This is a genomic window from Albibacterium sp. (genome assembly GCF_035514885.1).
Lineage (GTDB): Bacteria > Bacteroidota > Bacteroidia > Sphingobacteriales > Sphingobacteriaceae > Albibacterium.
Genome location: NZ_DATJCH010000012.1, coordinates 197,923 through 213,789, shown reverse-complemented (window position 1 = coordinate 213,789; position 15,867 = coordinate 197,923). Strand labels below are relative to the sequence as shown.

At 35.8% G+C, this 15,867-nt stretch carries 14 protein-coding genes and 1 tRNA gene; 8 read left to right on the top strand and 7 right to left on the bottom strand.

Translation table 11 applies throughout. From position 1 onward, the window contains the following. Positions 1–2 precede the first annotated feature (2 nt). Complete coding sequence (locus VL047_RS04790; protein ID WP_325358960.1) at positions 3–2,351, bottom strand: BamA/TamA family outer membrane protein; 2,349 nt, start codon at positions 2,349–2,351, stop codon at positions 3–5. On the opposite strand from VL047_RS04790, the gene VL047_RS04785 reads away from it, so the two are divergent. The 3 genes from VL047_RS04785 (at position 2,342) to VL047_RS04775 (ending at position 3,415) form a co-directional block, all read left to right on the top strand. Continuing rightward, positions 2,342–3,091, top strand: coding sequence for an RNA methyltransferase (locus VL047_RS04785; protein ID WP_325358959.1), 750 nt, complete (start codon positions 2,342–2,344; stop codon positions 3,089–3,091). The genes VL047_RS04790 and VL047_RS04785 overlap by 10 nt on opposite strands. Positions 3,092–3,135: 44 nt before the next feature. Continuing rightward, a tRNA-Cys gene (locus VL047_RS04780) sits at positions 3,136–3,206 on the top strand. Between the two features lie 26 nt (positions 3,207–3,232). Next, positions 3,233–3,415: a spore protein gene (locus tag VL047_RS04775; RefSeq protein ID WP_325358958.1), complete on the top strand. Its 183-nt coding sequence runs from the start codon at positions 3,233–3,235 to the stop codon at positions 3,413–3,415. 78 nt (positions 3,416–3,493) lie between these two features. Here the strand turns inward: VL047_RS04775 and VL047_RS04770 are convergent, their stop codons facing one another. After that, positions 3,494–4,525: a quinone-dependent dihydroorotate dehydrogenase gene (locus VL047_RS04770; protein ID WP_325358957.1), complete on the bottom strand. Its 1,032-nt coding sequence runs from the start codon at positions 4,523–4,525 to the stop codon at positions 3,494–3,496. A gap of 53 nt (positions 4,526–4,578) precedes the next feature. On the opposite strand from VL047_RS04770, the gene VL047_RS04765 reads away from it, so the two are divergent. Beyond that, positions 4,579–6,495 (top strand): ABC-F family ATP-binding cassette domain-containing protein, encoded by a 1,917-nt coding sequence (locus tag VL047_RS04765; protein ID WP_325358956.1) that lies wholly within the window; start codon positions 4,579–4,581, stop codon positions 6,493–6,495. Between the two features lie 12 nt (positions 6,496–6,507). Next, positions 6,508–7,035, top strand: a complete 528-nt coding sequence (locus VL047_RS04760) for an acyl-CoA thioesterase (RefSeq protein ID WP_325358955.1) — start codon at positions 6,508–6,510, stop codon at positions 7,033–7,035. 4 nt (positions 7,036–7,039) lie between these two features. Here VL047_RS04760 and VL047_RS04755 read toward each other — a convergent pair whose 3' ends face one another. From VL047_RS04755 to VL047_RS04745, 3 genes are all read right to left on the bottom strand, one after another. Next, complete coding sequence (locus VL047_RS04755; RefSeq protein ID WP_325358954.1) at positions 7,040–7,450, bottom strand: EVE domain-containing protein; 411 nt, start codon at positions 7,448–7,450, stop codon at positions 7,040–7,042. A gap of 65 nt (positions 7,451–7,515) precedes the next feature. Then, complete coding sequence (locus VL047_RS04750) at positions 7,516–8,013, bottom strand: peptidylprolyl isomerase (protein ID WP_325358953.1); 498 nt, start codon at positions 8,011–8,013, stop codon at positions 7,516–7,518. 4 nt (positions 8,014–8,017) lie between these two features. After that, entirely contained in the window at positions 8,018–10,054 is a 2,037-nt protein-coding gene (locus VL047_RS04745; RefSeq protein WP_325358952.1) for a thioredoxin domain-containing protein, read from the bottom strand. A gap of 121 nt (positions 10,055–10,175) precedes the next feature. On the opposite strand from VL047_RS04745, the gene VL047_RS04740 reads away from it, so the two are divergent. Next, on the top strand, positions 10,176–11,954 hold the full coding sequence (locus tag VL047_RS04740) for an aminopeptidase P family protein (RefSeq protein WP_325358951.1): 1,779 nt from the start codon (positions 10,176–10,178) through the stop codon (positions 11,952–11,954). Between the two features lie 9 nt (positions 11,955–11,963). Then, positions 11,964–12,770 (top strand): nucleoside triphosphate pyrophosphohydrolase, encoded by an 807-nt coding sequence (gene mazG, locus VL047_RS04735; RefSeq protein WP_325358950.1) that lies wholly within the window; start codon positions 11,964–11,966, stop codon positions 12,768–12,770. A gap of 12 nt (positions 12,771–12,782) precedes the next feature. Here the strand turns inward: mazG and VL047_RS04730 are convergent, their stop codons facing one another. Next, positions 12,783–14,003 carry an ABC transporter permease gene (locus tag VL047_RS04730; RefSeq protein WP_325358949.1) on the bottom strand — a complete coding sequence of 407 codons (1,221 nt, stop codon included), beginning with the start codon at positions 14,001–14,003 and terminating at the stop codon, positions 12,783–12,785. Positions 14,004–14,071: 68 nt separating this feature from the next. Here VL047_RS04730 and fmt point away from each other — a divergent pair, with 68 nt between their 5' ends. Beyond that, on the top strand, positions 14,072–14,986 hold the full coding sequence (fmt, locus tag VL047_RS04725; RefSeq protein WP_325358948.1) for a methionyl-tRNA formyltransferase: 915 nt from the start codon (positions 14,072–14,074) through the stop codon (positions 14,984–14,986). Here fmt and VL047_RS04720 read toward each other — a convergent pair. Further along, entirely contained in the window at positions 14,978–15,856 is an 879-nt protein-coding gene (locus VL047_RS04720; protein WP_325358947.1) for an aminotransferase class IV, read from the bottom strand. The genes fmt and VL047_RS04720 overlap by 9 nt on opposite strands. Positions 15,857–15,867 lie beyond the last annotated feature (11 nt).

Below are 15,867 nucleotides of genomic sequence, written 5' to 3'. Positions count from 1 at the left end.
AATTAGAAAGGCATACCAATCCCAAAGTTATACTGAACGAAGTTGTAACGATCGGGATAATTGGTTTCATTATAGCGTTCCTGAAAATCTTTTGAATTTAATATCTCCGATATCACCCATCGATCTGTACCTTCGAATTGAGGATCTCTTATTTTTGCAGCGATATCAAAACGGAAAACAAAGTATTCCAGATCAAAGCGAAAGCCTACACCTGCACCAATTGCTATTTGATCCATAAATCTATCCCACTTAAATTGCCCCTTAGGATTTAAACCATCATCCTTTATCCGCCATATATTTCCGGCATCAACAAAGGTTGCACCTTTCAATTTAGCTCCAAAGAAGTTATTCATTATTTTAAAACGGTATTCCGCATTTGCTTCCAACTTTATCTCTCCTAACTGGTCGAGGTTTCGTAAGTTTAATCTCAATGTATCTGGCAACACAGAACGATTATAACCTCCAGGACCCAATGTTCGGGCTTGCCATGCACGAATACCATTCATACCTCCTGAAAAGAAGTTCTTTTCAAAAATCAACAAGTTTTGATTATTCCCATAAGGAACTGCTACACCGGGATTAATACGCAACACCAGTTGACGCTCTCCACCCAAATGCTTATAAATTCTGAAGTCAGTTTCTATTTTCGAATATTGTAAATAAGGGACTCCTAAAAGGGTCTTTTCTCCACTCTCGTTCTTATTAAAATCTACTACTGAACTGATTAAACCCAATGTATTCCCACTTACATCTAATGTACCCCTAAAATAAAAGAAATCTTCTAGGGTATTCAGGCGCAAAGTATTAAATGTGTAAGAATATTGACTCCCCAATCCGATATAAGCTCTGTCATTGCTCTCAATATATAAGCGATAACCTTCCTTATCAAGTTGTTCCTTAAATGAAGCATCTAATCGCCCGATGCGATATTCAAGTAATATAGGGGTAAGTTGATGAACTTTATAGCGAGTTTCATTCCAGATATAGGATATGGAATTAATAAAATATCGATTTGAATAGGTATCTAACTGATCGAATATTTGCCAATTTGTAGAAAATACAGTTCGTGGCATTCCGTTCTTGCCGATAATAGGAATCCCAAAAGGAACAATTAATCTCGGAATAGTTAACGTGGCACCAAATTGAAAGTCGCGGTTATAGACACGGTTAAATAAACTTCCTGAAAGTTGAGAATCAAAAAGAATCCCAAACTGACCTTTCACTTCTAACTGTTCAGAGCCGCCAAATAAATTTCTATTCGTATAAGTATTACCTATATTGAAACCGCTTCTACCCGAATTAAAAGTATATTCCCCTTCTAAGCGATTAGCCATTCTTTTTAAAGGGATGAGTGCATAATGCGCATTAATATGTGACGAATCTGACTTACTATAATTTACCTTGATACTCTTGAATGTGTTTAATTCATATAAACGATCGTAGGTGAGATTTTCATAGTCATAATTATAGCGATCTCCCTGCTTTTGAAAGATATACCGATTCAAAGGTACCGCCTTAAATTTCCCAGTATAATCTGTATAATACATGGCTTGGTCTAATGTATCTTTCTTTGACACTCCATTTATTGTCCCATCACTTTTTGCTATTTCTATAAAACTGCTATCGATATAAGAGATCGGATGACTTGATTGATTCTCGGGATTATCAATAATTAATTTTAAATCTACCAAGTTACCTTCCATAGCAGAATCTACCTCAAAACGAACATACTGACGAAGAAAATCAAAATATCCATAACGTCTTGCCAAGCTATAGATGCTCTCTCGTTCATAGACCAATGAATCACTATCATAGCGCATTGTGGCATGAAGGCGACTAAATTCAGGGCTTATTTCCCGATATAGGCTATCAAGTGCAGTATCTGAAATCTGATATTCCAAATTCCGAATAAAAAAGGGATCTCCTTGCTCTACGAGAAAGGTAATACTTGCTTTTTGTTTTTTTATACTGATAGAATCTTTAACTTTCGCATTGAAGTAACCTTTGCTCTCTAAAAACCGTTCTATTTGATTCCGCGAAATCTCAATTAAAGAGCTATCCAATAATCTGGGCGCCTCTCCAACGTTTCGAATTTTATCTGTTCGGTAATGGCTTCCTTGTTTATTGGCAAAATTGTAGATAAACAAATTTATAATAGAATTCGGACGTATATCTTTCTGAATATATTCTGATGCATCTTCCTCGTAAGCATTATCAATACCTTTTAATTTTACTTTTGTTACTAAAGTTTCGGTATCTTCTAATAAACGAACTGATCTACAAGATGTAATAAATAGCAGCAAAAGCGCTATTATTGTAAAAGATATAAGTTTAGAAGTAAATGCTCTCAAAGTCTCAAATAAGTTTAATCAAATCTCTCCACTTAAAAAAGTTCCGGAAGACCCATAATCTTTTTATTGTAGAAGGCATCAAATCCATAACGGAATTTATCAATGAAGAGTATGTTCTTCATAGTATATATTATCTTCCCGAAATGTCTTCAAAAGTGGTTAATTTTCTGCGAATTTTAAAAGGAAACGAGATAAGTTCGGATGAATTAAACAAAATAAGCACTTTAACAAACCCTCAGGGAGTTTTAGCTGTCTTCAGAATACCACATCATAATCTAAAGGTGGAAGATTTACAAAATAAGTTTTCTCTCGCCTTAGATTTTATTCAGGATCCGGGCAACTTGGGAACAATCATTCGTACGGCTGATTGGTTTGGAATGGATACAATAATCTGTTCTATGGATACAGCTGATATTTACAACCCGAAAGTTATACAAGCAACTATGGGTTCCCTGGCAAGAATAAAAGTATTTTATTGCGACTTGAAAGAGTGGCTCCCTAAATGTAGTCTTAAAATATACGGAGCAGTTCTGGATGGAGAATCTATCTATGAAAGCGATTTCGGCAATGAAGGAATTATCTTAATGGGGAATGAAGGAAGTGGAATTCAGGCTGATTTGATGCCACTTATCTCTGAAAGAATCACAATCCCTCGATTTGGCAGAGCAGAATCGCTGAATGTTGCTATCTCATCAGCAATCATTTGCTCAGAATTAAATAGAAAAATCAAAAAAACTTAGGCAAGATAGATTAATTTACTATTTTTGCATTCCTTAATGGGAATGGTCGGATGGCCGAGTGGCTAGGCAGAGGTCTGCAAAACCTTTTACAGCGGTTCGAATCCGCTTCCGACCTCGTTATTAAAATAAAAAATATACAAAATGGGAGTTACTCGCTTAAAAAGAAAAGATAGAAAGAACAAAGTTACTGCTAAACTTGATGTTCAATTTCTAAAATTAGGTCGCAACATTGAAACCGGAAGTCGTTCTGAATTGCCAGCTACGCACCAGGTTGTTAAGAACAACGCGATCTTAGATCAGTTATCTGCTGATTTAAAGAAATAATCTATTTCGATAGATTGAAAAAAGGAGGATATTCATATTGAATATCCTCCTTTTTCTTTGCCATTTTTATTATTTAATCTATTCTTTATTAATTAATCGCTTGCAAATTGTTTTAATTAATTGAGGACCTTCGTAGATCATCCCTGTATACACCTGAACTAAACTTGCTCCTGCTTGTAACTTAGATAAGGCATCAGCTGAAGAGTGAATGCCACCAACACCAATGATAGGAAATGCTTTGCCTGACTTTTCCGACAGATATCGGATTACTTCGGTTGAACGAACTGATAAAGGTTTACCGCTTAAGCCGCCGCTTTCCTTTAACAAGGAAGATCCACTTTTCAGTCCTTCCCTACTTATAGTAGTATTCGTGGCAATAACCCCGGCAATCTTGGTATCGATAACAATTTCTATAATATCATCCAATTGGCTATCGGTTAAATCAGGGGCTATTTTTAATAAAATCGGTTTTGGCCTTTCATGGCCTTCATTTCGCTTTTGAAGTATATTTAAAATATGCTTAAGAGGTTCTTTTTCCTGCAGATCGCGAAGTCCCGGTGTATTTGGAGAACTTACATTAACAACGAAATAGTCGACTACATCAAAAAGCTTATCAAAACAAATAATGTAATCATTTACGGCATTCTCATTAGGTGTTGTTTTATTTTTACCAATATTTCCTCCAACAATAAGTCCGTTTCTATCCGTAAAATATTTCAGGCGTAAAGCTGCCACGTCCACTCCTTGATTATTGAAGCCCATCCGATTGATCAAAGCCTCATCTTTTGTCAGACGGAACATTCTTGGTTTGTCATTACCCGGCTGGGGCCTGGGTGTTACCGTTCCTATTTCGACAAAGCCAAAACCTAAAGCCGCCATTTCATGAATGTATTCTGCATTCTTATCAAAGCCAGCTGCTAACCCTACAGGGTTCTTAAACTTTAATCCAAACACCTCTCTTTCTAAAGAAGGGTCTGCATAGGAAAACGCTGCCTCCATAATCTTCTTTGCGCCCCAAACTTTCAAAAAGCTTTTAAGTCCGCTAGTTACCGTATAATGAGCCGTTTCGGGCTCCATCGAAAAGAATAAAGGTTTTACCAATTTATACATAAGAGCAAAGATAGAAAACAATTTAATTTAAAAATCCGTACTTTTGCAGCGAAATGATATCAATCAACAATTTAACTTTCGAAATAGGTGCCCGTGCACTTTACGATGAAGCAAACTGGCATATAAAACCAGGAGAAAAAGCCGGATTAATCGGTGCAAACGGGACTGGTAAAACAACTCTATTAAAGTTGATCGTAGGAGAAATGAAACCTACATCGGGTACTATTTCTATGGCTAAGGATCTAAAAATAGGTTACCTTAATCAAGATCTACTATCTTATCAATCTGATAAAAGCATTTTACATGTTTCCATGGAAGCTTTCGAAAGGCAGAATGAGTTACATGATCAAATCGAAGAACTTCTTAAGAAGTTAGAAACAGATTATAGCGATGATATCTTACATAAATTAAGTGATAAGCAGGCCGAATTCGAAGCTCTTGATGGTTATAATATAGAATATCGAGCTGCAGGCATATTGGCAGGTTTGGGTTTTAATGAAGAGCAGCAACAACGGAAACTTTCTCAGTTTTCGGGAGGATGGAGAATGCGGGTTATGCTCGCGAGAATATTATTGCAAGCGCCCGATATCTTATTGCTGGATGAGCCGACTAACCACTTGGACTTACCTTCCATCCAATGGCTTGAAAGTTATCTACAAGCGTTTGAAGGAGCTGTGGTAATTGTTTCTCACGATAGATATTTCTTAGACCGTGTTATCAATAAAACAGTTGAGTCAAGAAAAGGCAAACTAAATGTGTACGCTGGGAACTACAGCTTTTATCAGGAGGAGAAGTCTTTAAGAGAGGAAATTCAAGGCAATCAGTTTAAAAATCAACAAGCTAAAATAAAACAAGAAGAAAAATTAATTGAGCGTTTTAGAGCAAAAGCAAGTAAAGCTAAAATGGTTCAGTCTCGTATCAAAGCTTTAGACAGAATGGATAAAGTGGATGCGGTAGATGATGACAATCCAACTGTTAATTTCAGCTTTCGATTTAGCAAGCCTTCAGGCCGTCATGTTAAAACTTTAAAAAACATCAGTAAATCCTATCCAAATGTTCCTATTTTGAACAACACAGATGGACTTATTGAAAAAGGTGATAAGATTGCGCTTATTGGTGCGAATGGTCGAGGTAAATCTACGTTATTAAGAATCATCGCTGGTGTAGATTCTGATTTTGAAGGTACTTGTGAATCGGGTCATAATGTTTCCCAAACGTTTTTTGCACAACATCAATTAGAGGCTCTTCATCTGGAAAACGAGGTTCTGCAAGAGTTACAAGCTTTTGCTCCTAAACATACAGAAACGGAATTACGAACAATTCTAGGGTCTTTTTTATTTACAGGTGATGATGCTTTTAAGAAGATTAAAGTTCTTTCCGGAGGAGAGAAATCCCGTGTAGCATTGGCAAAAGCTTTAACAGCAGACGCTAACTTCCTGCTTCTGGATGAGCCGACCAATCACTTAGATATTCAATCAATCAACATTCTAATTCAGGCTCTTAAACAATATGAGGGAACCTTTATTGTTGTATCTCACGATAGGTATTTATTAGACAATGTCGCCAATAAGATTTGGTATATTGAAGACCAGAAGATCAAACAATATCCTGGAACCTATCAGGAATACGAAGATTGGCAAGCCAGCCGAAAAGAAGCCAATAAAAATACTGCTAAAGAGCCTAAGGTAAAGAAAGAGAAAAAGGAAGTTAAACCTGAGACAAAAAAGACCACTGGAAAGAGTTCTTCTTCAAGTTTGAACAAAGATTTAGAACGCTTAGAAGCTGAGATTCTTGAAACAGAGAACAAGATTAAGGATTTTGAACTTCAATTAGCGGATCCCGAGATATACAATTCAACCGATAAGTTAGCTGAACTAACAAAATTATATCAAGCAGCAAAGAGCCAACTGCATGATTATAAAAATAAATGGGAAGAGCTAGCAGATAAGATATTAGAACTAGAAGAGTAATACAATAAGGTCATGGATAAAAAATTTGCAAAGGAATCCTTTACAGTTATGAACGAACTGGTATTACCAAATGATACCAACCCTCTAAATAGTTTAATGGGGGGCCGTTTATTACATTGGATGGATATTGCAGCAGCAATTTCTGCTCAAAAGCACTGTAATCGTATTGTTGTAACTGCTTCTGTAGATACTGTATCTTTTCATCACCCCATTAAACTGGGCGATGTAGTGACCATCGAAGCTCAGGTTAGTCGCGCTTTTAATACTTCCATGGAGGTACAGCTTACCGTCTGGGCACAAAACATCCCTTCAGGCACCAAGATCAAATCCAATGAAGCCTTCTATACCTTTGTTGCTATTGATGAAAATTCCAATACACTTAAAGTACCCGAATTAATCCCAGAAACTGAAAGTGAAAAAAGATATTATACGGAAGCTATTCAACGCCGACAGTTACGACTTGTATTAGCTGGTAAGATGAGGGCTTCTGATGCTCATGAATTGATGCATGTGTTTGATTCCTCAAACTCTATTAAGTAAATAATTAGTCAGCATTTCCTAAAGCAATAATCCGATCAAATTCTGCTGCTTTCAAAGGCATCACTGATAGCCGGCTCTGCTTTACTAAAGCAGTATCTTTTAAAAGCTCATCCTCTTTAATAGTCAACAAACTAACCGGTTGTTTCAATGCTTCTAGAGGTGCAAGATCAACTACAACCCAACGATCATCACTAGTGGTTGGGTCTTGATAAAATTCCTTAATTACCTGGGCAATTCCTACTACCTCTTTCCCTTCATTACTATGATAAAAAAGAACTAGATCACCCTTTTTCATATCTTTCAAATTATTACGTGCCTGATAATTACGCACGCCATCCCAAAAGGTTTGCTTGTCTTTAAGGAATTGTTCCCAGCTGTATTTAAAGGGTTCAGATTTAACTAAAAAATAATTCATAGACTCAATAAAAAAGAGATTTAGGAATTATTCCTAAATCTCTTCGAATATAATAAAATTTAAATTTAGTGACCTGAATGACCATCTGCACCATGTGCATGACCATGTGCTAATTCATCTTCGGTAGCTTCCCGAACATCTAAAACTTCAATATCGAAATGTAAATTTTGACCTGCCATTGGGTGGTTTAAATCTACTACAACAGCTTCAGGGCTCACTTCTGTTACTCTAGCTCTAAATTGATTTCCTTGATTATCTTGCAAAGGGATAATTTCTCCTACAGGAGGGATTCCTGATTCTTTAAACATATCTGCAGGCAATTGTGCTACAGCACTTTCATCTAAATCCCCATAAGCATCAACGGCTTGGAGTTCAAAATCAATTTTATCCCCTTTTTTTAACCCTTGTATATTTTCTTCAAATTTAGGCAACATCATACCTACTCCTGATAAAAATACCAATGGGTTAGCTTGATCAGCTTCTTCTACAAATTCTTTTGAACCATTATTTACAGTGTGTAATTTGTAAGTTAGCGCAACTACGCTATTGGGTTGTATAGTCATCTTGTTAAAATTTTGGAGGATTCTGTTCATTCTCCTGTTTAAAAATTAATTTTAATAATTCCGATATATTAATTACCGGTAAACTGCATGTTTTGTTTTTACAAACATATATTTTGTTGGTCGAGTCTATCCGACCCATCAATAAGGGAAGATTTTCATCTTCGCCTCCCATTGTTATTTTATTAGGAAGATAATGTTTATCCAGCTCTTCTTGATTCTGTTGATAATCAGGTCCCGTTATAGCAATTTCATTTAAGCCAAAGACTTCTTCTAATAGCTGTATCGACCAATTTGAGAAAGCAGAAGGGTACGTTTTAATCTGTGGAAAAACATTAACCAATACCTGCATCGCAGTTGAACGATATGAATCTACATCAAAAAATAAGCCTAGTTTGAACAACTGACGTATTAACACAGAGTTTGAAGATGGAATGACATCATCCATTATGTCTTTCTTATTTGCAATCAATCTTTCCGCCCTATGAGAAGTAAAATTGAATGCAGTATCATTTTCATGTTTAAAATCAGTTAATACCTTATCTACAAGCGCTTTGGATTGCTTCAAATAATGAATCTGAAAAGTAGTTTCATATAAAGCAATCAATGCTTCAATGTAGAATGCATAGTCATCTAGAAAACCTATTATCTCTTTCCCTTTATAAAGGGGCTGACGTAATAAATCACCGTCTTTATTAAAAAGTTCCCTTTCAATAAAGCTGGCAGCGGTTTTTGCCGCAGCTAAATACTCCTCTTCCCGAAACACCCGGTAAGCATCTACGTAGGCTTTAATCATCATTGAGTTCCAAGAACACAAGATTTTATTATCCAATGGCGGACGAGTCCGTTTCTCCCTATATTGATAAAGCTTAGATTTAATTTCGTTCAAATAATTGTTCCACTCAGATTCCGAATAGCCTGCTTCTCGCGCCAAACTGTCAGCATCTTCAACCAGCTTCAATACATTTGTATTCTCCTCTCCCCAATTTCCTTTTTCAGTTATTTGAAAGTAATTAATAAACAACGGAGCGTCCTCACCCAATACATCTTCAATTTCTTGTTGAGTAAATGTATAATACTTACCTTCTACACCATCGCTATCTGCATCCAAAGAACTGTAAAATGCTCCTTCAGGGCTTGTCATTTCTCTTTTAATCCAAGCCAAAGTTTCGAATATTACTCTCTTATAATGTGGAGAGGGCCTTTGCATATATGCTTCGCAGTAAAGGCTGACTAACAAGGCATTATCATAGAGCATTTTCTCAAAATGAGGAATGTGCCACTCAGCATCAACGGAGTAACGTGCAAAACCACCACCTATTTGATCATAAATTCCTCCAGATGCAATCCTTTTGAGTGTAAAGTGCGTATGATCTAATAACTCCTCATCCTTTGTTAGAAAACCGTAACGTAAAAAAAATAACCAATTATTTGGTATTGGAAACTTTGGAACTCGTTTATAGCCTCCCTCCTTTTTATCAAAACCAACTTTCCATGCATCTACAATTTCATGCAACATTGATAACTGAAAGGGTGCATCGAGCTGATGGACTGGCATAGTATCCGACTCATGAATACCTTGTGTTAGACGTTGAGCATAATCAAAAGCGACTTCAGGTTTCTCATTCCAAGTGTGTACCAATTGTAGCAACACGTTCTTCCAATCTTCAGGCTGAAAATAAGTACCTCCATAAATGGGACGTGTATCTGGCAAACAAATTGCATTAAGCGGCCATCCACCCTGCCCTTTCATTAGCTGTACGGCAGTCATATATACTTGGTCGATATCCGGTCTCTCTTCACGGTCTACCTTAATCGCAATAAAGTGATCATTCATTACTTGTGCGACTGATTCATTTTCGAAACTTTCACGTTCCATAACATGACACCAGTGGCAGGCTGCATAACCAATACTTACAATAATTAACTTATTCTCTTTTCGGGCTTTTTGCAAGGCTTCATCACCCCAGGGATACCAATGAACAGGATTGTTCTGGTGTTGCTTGAGATATGGAGATGATTCAAATTTTAATTGATTTGCCATATTTAGAATAAATGTACTGTTTTGTATTCAAAATAATAAATCCATTCCTAGTTGTTGAATAAGAGATGTATTTATAACCTCATCCCTTTTTGCTAACTTGCAGAACTAAATATTAGTAAAAATGACACCTTCAGATAAGCTTTCAGCACTTCGAGAGAAGATGAGAAACGAAAATATAGATGCCTATATTATTACGATGGCAGACCCTCATATTAGTGAATATCTTCCCGACCGATATAAAAATATAGAATGGATCTCAAACTTCACAGGTTCGGCAGGAACATTAGTAATTACAGCCAATTTTGCAGGATTATGGACCGATAGTCGCTACTTTGTTCAAGCAACAGATCAATTAAACGACTCTGGTTTTCAATTAGTAAAATTAAAAACTCAAGGAGCAGCTGAATATATAACTTGGCTTTCTAAAGACCTTTCTGCAGGAAACACGCTTGCTTTTGATGGAAAGCTAACTTCCATTTCAGTTGCAAAACAATTAATATCTGCCCTAAAACCGAAAGGGATTAATATCAGAACCAATACTGATCTGATTGAGACAATTTGGACCGACCGTCCTTCTCTACCAAATGGAAGTGCATATTTACTGGATAAAAATATTACCGGAAAAAGCATTTCTGAAAAAATTAGAGAGGTTCAAGAAATTTTAAGCCAAAGAGGAGCATCCTTTCATTTAATTTCTTCTTTAGATGACATTTCATGGATATTTAATATTCGAGGTGAAGATATAAAATGCAATCCGGTCGTCCTTAGTTTTGCATTGTTCACTTTAGACGGAGTTCAATTATTTATTGACTCGAAAAAGCTCAACAGCGAGGCTATAACAGAATTAGAGAACGCCAAAATTTCTATCCATCCGTACGAAGAAATTGAAAATGCCATAAGATACATTCCAGCTAACGCTAGCATTTTTATTGATCCGAAAAGGAACTGTTATTCGTATTATGCTTTAATTCCTTCATCTTGTAATAAAATTGAAGATACTAACCCTAGTACATTTTTAAAATCGATAAAGAACGAGACAGAATTAGCTCATACTCGAGAAACCATGATTAGGGATGGAATAGCATTAAGCCGTTTTTTCTATTGGCTAGAGCAAAACTTAGGAAAGATAACTATTTCTGAAATCACAGTTGCTGAAAAATTAAAGGAATATAGAGCTGAACAAAAGGATTTTGTTGGTGAAAGCTTCGATACTATCGCCGGATATAAAGAACATGGGGCGCTCCCCCATTATAAAGCTACTCCTGACAGTAATGTTAACTTAGAATTGGATGGATTGCTTTTGATTGACTCTGGCGGACAATATATTACTGGAACAACTGATATTACTCGTGTAATCAGCTTAGGAAACCTAACAGATGATCAGAAAAAAGATTACACTTTGGTTTTAAAGGCCATGATTGAAGGAAGTACTACTGTTTTCCCTGTTGGAACCAGAGGTTATCAAATTGATGCAATAACAAGAAAACCACTTTGGGACGAATATAGAAACTATGGGCACGGAACAGGCCATGGTGTAGGTTTCTTTTTGAATGTTCATGAAGGTCCACACGTATTTAATGCATCAAACACAGATATTGCTATTGAACCTCATACAATCACTTCTATTGAACCAGGACTTTATCGTGAAGGCTATTATGGTATTAGAATCGAAAACCTTGTGGCAAGTTGCTTGGGTAAAGGTTCTGATTTCGGACAGTTTATGACTTTCGAAACTCTGACAATGTGTTATATTGAAACATCTATTATTGATAAAGAGCTTTTAGAAAAGCGTCATATAAACTGGTTAAATCAATATCACAGTGAAGTTTTTAATAAGCTATCTCCATTTTTAAACGAAGATGAAAAAGCTTGGTTAGCTTCTAAAACATTATCTATCTAAATAAAAAAAATGTCAAAAACACCACCTCCTGCTGAACACACACCAGGAGCAGCCTTTGAACGGTTATTAACCATACTGAATACCTTGCGAACTGATTGTCCTTGGGATAAAAAACAAACCATGCTCAGTTTAAGACATCTATCTATTGAAGAAATGTACGAGCTGGGTGATGCCATTTTAGAAAACGATCTTCCTGAAATTAAAAAAGAATTGGGCGATATTCTATTACATTTAACATTTTATGCCAAGATTGCTGATGAGCAAAAAGCTTTTGATATTACTGATGTTCTCAATGCTGCCTGTGAAAAGCTAATCAACAGACACCCACATATCTATGGAGATATTATAGTAGCCTCAGAAGAAGAGGTTAAACAAAACTGGGAGCAATTAAAACTAAAGGAAGGAAATAAATCAGTTCTATCTGGCGTGCCTAAATCGCTCCCGGCATTAGTTAAAGCTTACAGAATTCAAGACAAGGTAAAAGGTGTTGGTTTTGATTGGGAAGATAAAAGTCAAGTTTGGGAGAAAGTTGAGGAGGAGCTTCAGGAGTTTAAAGATGAATTCAACATCCAAGACCCTTCTTTAATTGATCCAGAAAAGGCGGAGAGCGAATTTGGTGATCTATTATTTTCATTAATAAATTATGCTCGGTTTCTAAATATAAATCCCGAAAATGCCTTAGAGCGAACGAATAAGAAATTTATTCAACGTTTCTCTTACTTAGAAAACAAAGCTAAAGAAGACGGGAAGAACCTAAAAGATATGACCTTAACAGAAATGGATATTTATTGGAACGAAGCCAAAAAACTGGAATAGCTGCCAATAATATTATTTAAATCCGATTGCTTTTATCGGGCTGATACGACTTACTAATCCGGAAGGAATTAAAAGAACCAATACACAAACTACCAAAGTTCCCAGGTTCAAAAAAATTATATCGGATAGACCAATAGATATAGGCACATGATCAACATAATAGGATGCCGGATCCAGTTTAATAAACTTTGTCTGACTTTGTATAAAACAAAATCCAAGTCCCATTAAATTTCCTAATAACAAGCCATAGCCAATTAAATAAGTAGCATTATAAAGGAATACCCGTCGAATACCACCATTCGAAAAGCCTAGTGTTTTTAAAATCCCAATCATTTGAGTTCGTTCAAGAATGATGATCAAGAGTGCTGAAATCATATTGATTACTGCAACAAGAACCATTAAAAACAATATTACTTCTGTATTGACATCTAATAAGTCTAACCATTGAAATACTTCCGGATAGTATTCTACAATACTTAGCGATCTAATTTCAAGGGGCAATACCTCGTCTATTTGCACCTTACTTTCATTCAAGCTATTAAATGAATTTAGCATTACTTCATATCCACCTACAGTATCAGCACCCCAATTATTTAATCGTTGGATGAGTCCTAAATTACCAATTACAAATGTTTTGTCTATTTCTTCCGCACCCTGATTAAAGATACCAACTATTGTAAATTTTCTCTTTCTTAAAGGCTCTTGAATAAAATACATTAAAAAATCATCTCCGAGCTTTAGATTTAAACGATTGGCCAGATAATTAGATATCAATATTTGACTATTTACATTGTCCGGATCTGAGAAATCAATTGATCTCCCTTCAGATAGAATACTGGAAATAAATTCTTGATTGTAGCTGGCATCGATGCCTTTTAATACAACACCTTCAATTTCATCATTGGCTTTGATAATTCCAGGTTTAGTAGCAAAAGGTTGGATGGCTCTAACAGACGGAACTGTTATTAATTTCTCTTTCGTTGAATCACTTAATGAAAGAGGAGTGTTATCATAAGCAGGATTTAAATCAAATTGAAAAAGAACTATATCTCCTGAAAAGCCGCGTTGTTTCTCAATTACTTCTGACTTAAAACCACGAAGAACAGCAATAGCCAAAATCATGATGGTAAGCCCCAACATAATTCCAGCAATAGCAACACGGACGATCAGTTTTGAAAAAGTACGGTTGCTTTTAGTGGTTATTCGCTTTGCAAGAAATAAAGGAAAATTCAAATTCGATATATTATTTTTACCTTCGCAAAGGTAAAGAATGTATTCCAAAATTTTCTGAATTCTATTTTATGTCAATTATTTTTATGGGTACTCCTGAATTTGCAGTTGCTTCTTTGCAAGCTTTACTGGATGCAGGAGAAAAGATTGTTGCTGTCGTTACTGCCCCTGATAAACCAGCAGGCCGGGGACAAAAGATTCATGAATCTGCAGTGAAAAAATTTGCTTTAGCAAATCATTTACCTGTATTACAGCCAACAAACTTAAAAGACCCGGATTTTATTAAGCAATTAGAAAACTTTAAAGCAGATTTACAAGTTGTGGTTGCTTTCAGGATGTTACCTGAAATAGTATGGAATATGCCTCCGAAAGGAACTATTAACTTACATGCCTCTCTTTTACCCCAATATCGTGGCGCTGCACCAATAAACCATGCCATTATAAATGGTGAGACAGAAACTGGTGTAAGTACATTTCTACTACAGCATGAAATAGATACAGGAAATGTCTTATTTAGTGAGAAAACCTCTATTTTACCAAATGATACTGCAGAAGATCTGCATGATAAATTAATGAACATTGGTGCGCAATTACTAGTTAAAACAGTTAGTTCTATTTATAGAGGTCAAGTTGAAGGAATACCTCAATCCGAAAATAACGAGCAATTAAAAACAGCACCAAAAATCCATAAAGAAGACTGTCGGATCAATTGGGACCGCTCTGTTCAAGAAGTTTACAATTTAATTAGAGGGCTAAGTCCATATCCAACTGCATTTACGCTTCTTGATAACAAAATTCTAAAAATATATAAAGCGAAGCCGGAATTTACTCAAGTTAATGAGATTCCCGGAACACCACTAAGCGATGGAAAAACCTACTTGAAATTTGCTTGTAAGAATGGATATATCCACATTCAGGATCTACAAATTCAAGATAAAAAAAGAATGGGTATCTCTGATTTTCTAAGAGGCTTCCGATTAAAGTGAGTTAGATTCTTCTGCAATCTTTCTTTGCCATTGTTCGTATCTTTGCCAAAGATCTTTCGATAAATGGTTGAAATATCTTTTTTTCTTATAGCCTAGAACGCACTGCATACCATGAATCGCATTAGTTAAAAAAATCTCATCGGCTTCATTTAAAATGTGCGGATTGATTTGGGCTTCAATAATTTCTATTTCATTTTCTCTGGCAAATTCAAGAATAGAACGACGCATTACTCCGTCTACACAGCCTTCGCTTAAAGCAGGTGTATAAAGCATGCCATTGTACCACACAAAGAAATTTGAACTGGAAGATTCAACTAAGAATCCACTTTCGTTTATTAGCAAAACATCATCCAAACCATGCTTTTTACGATAAATTCCTGCTAATACATACAATATTGCATTGCTTGACTTTATATTAGAAAGTGAATTTTGAGGCTTACGATGATCTTGAAAAATATCAACAATCAAGCCTGACTGATTATTAACATTGACTTTCTTATCTAGCTTATTTACTTCAATTACATAGGCTGATTGATTAGTCTGTGGAGTATACAAACCTTCTCCATCACGAAATACAGAAAAACGGATTCTGCATTCACTTTCAATTAGTTGATTCTTTTCGAGTAATGATGTAACCTTCTGATGTATAAAGGAACTATTAAATAATTTTCCACCTTCCATTTTGAGAGCATCCATACTTTTTTGTAAACGATCGACATGATAGTTCAAAAGCTGAATCTCTCTATTCTCCCATCGCATAGTTTCAAACAAACCATCTCCATAGCGGTAGCTTCGATTAGTTACACGAAATATAGCTTCTTCTGTATGATAAAAACGACCATTAAAATCTAAAAAACGGCTATGATTCATTGGCTCTATAT

Bases quoted from the DNA above. Each gene is read 5' to 3' on its own strand.
- VL047_RS04785 (WP_325358959.1), top strand. From the start codon at position 2,342: ATGCTCTCAAAGTCTCAAATAAGTTTAATCAAATCTCTCCACTTAAAA.
- VL047_RS04775 (WP_325358958.1), top strand. From the start codon at position 3,233: ATGGGAGTTACTCGCTTAAAAAGAAAAGATAGAAAGAACAAAGTTACT.
- VL047_RS04770 (WP_325358957.1), bottom strand. From the start codon at position 4,525: ATGTATAAATTGGTAAAACCTTTATTCTTTTCGATGGAGCCCGAAACG.
- VL047_RS04765 (WP_325358956.1), top strand. From the start codon at position 4,579: ATGATATCAATCAACAATTTAACTTTCGAAATAGGTGCCCGTGCACTT.
- VL047_RS04760 (WP_325358955.1), top strand. From the start codon at position 6,508: ATGGATAAAAAATTTGCAAAGGAATCCTTTACAGTTATGAACGAACTG.
- VL047_RS04755 (WP_325358954.1), bottom strand. From the start codon at position 7,450: ATGAATTATTTTTTAGTTAAATCTGAACCCTTTAAATACAGCTGGGAA.
- VL047_RS04750 (WP_325358953.1), bottom strand. From the start codon at position 8,013: ATGACTATACAACCCAATAGCGTAGTTGCGCTAACTTACAAATTACAC.
- VL047_RS04745 (WP_325358952.1), bottom strand. From the start codon at position 10,054: ATGGCAAATCAATTAAAATTTGAATCATCTCCATATCTCAAGCAACAC.
- VL047_RS04740 (WP_325358951.1), top strand. From the start codon at position 10,176: ATGACACCTTCAGATAAGCTTTCAGCACTTCGAGAGAAGATGAGAAAC.
- mazG (WP_325358950.1), top strand. From the start codon at position 11,964: ATGTCAAAAACACCACCTCCTGCTGAACACACACCAGGAGCAGCCTTT.
- fmt (WP_325358948.1), top strand. From the start codon at position 14,072: ATGTCAATTATTTTTATGGGTACTCCTGAATTTGCAGTTGCTTCTTTG.
- VL047_RS04720 (WP_325358947.1), bottom strand. From the start codon at position 15,856: ATGAATCATAGCCGTTTTTTAGATTTTAATGGTCGTTTTTATCATACA.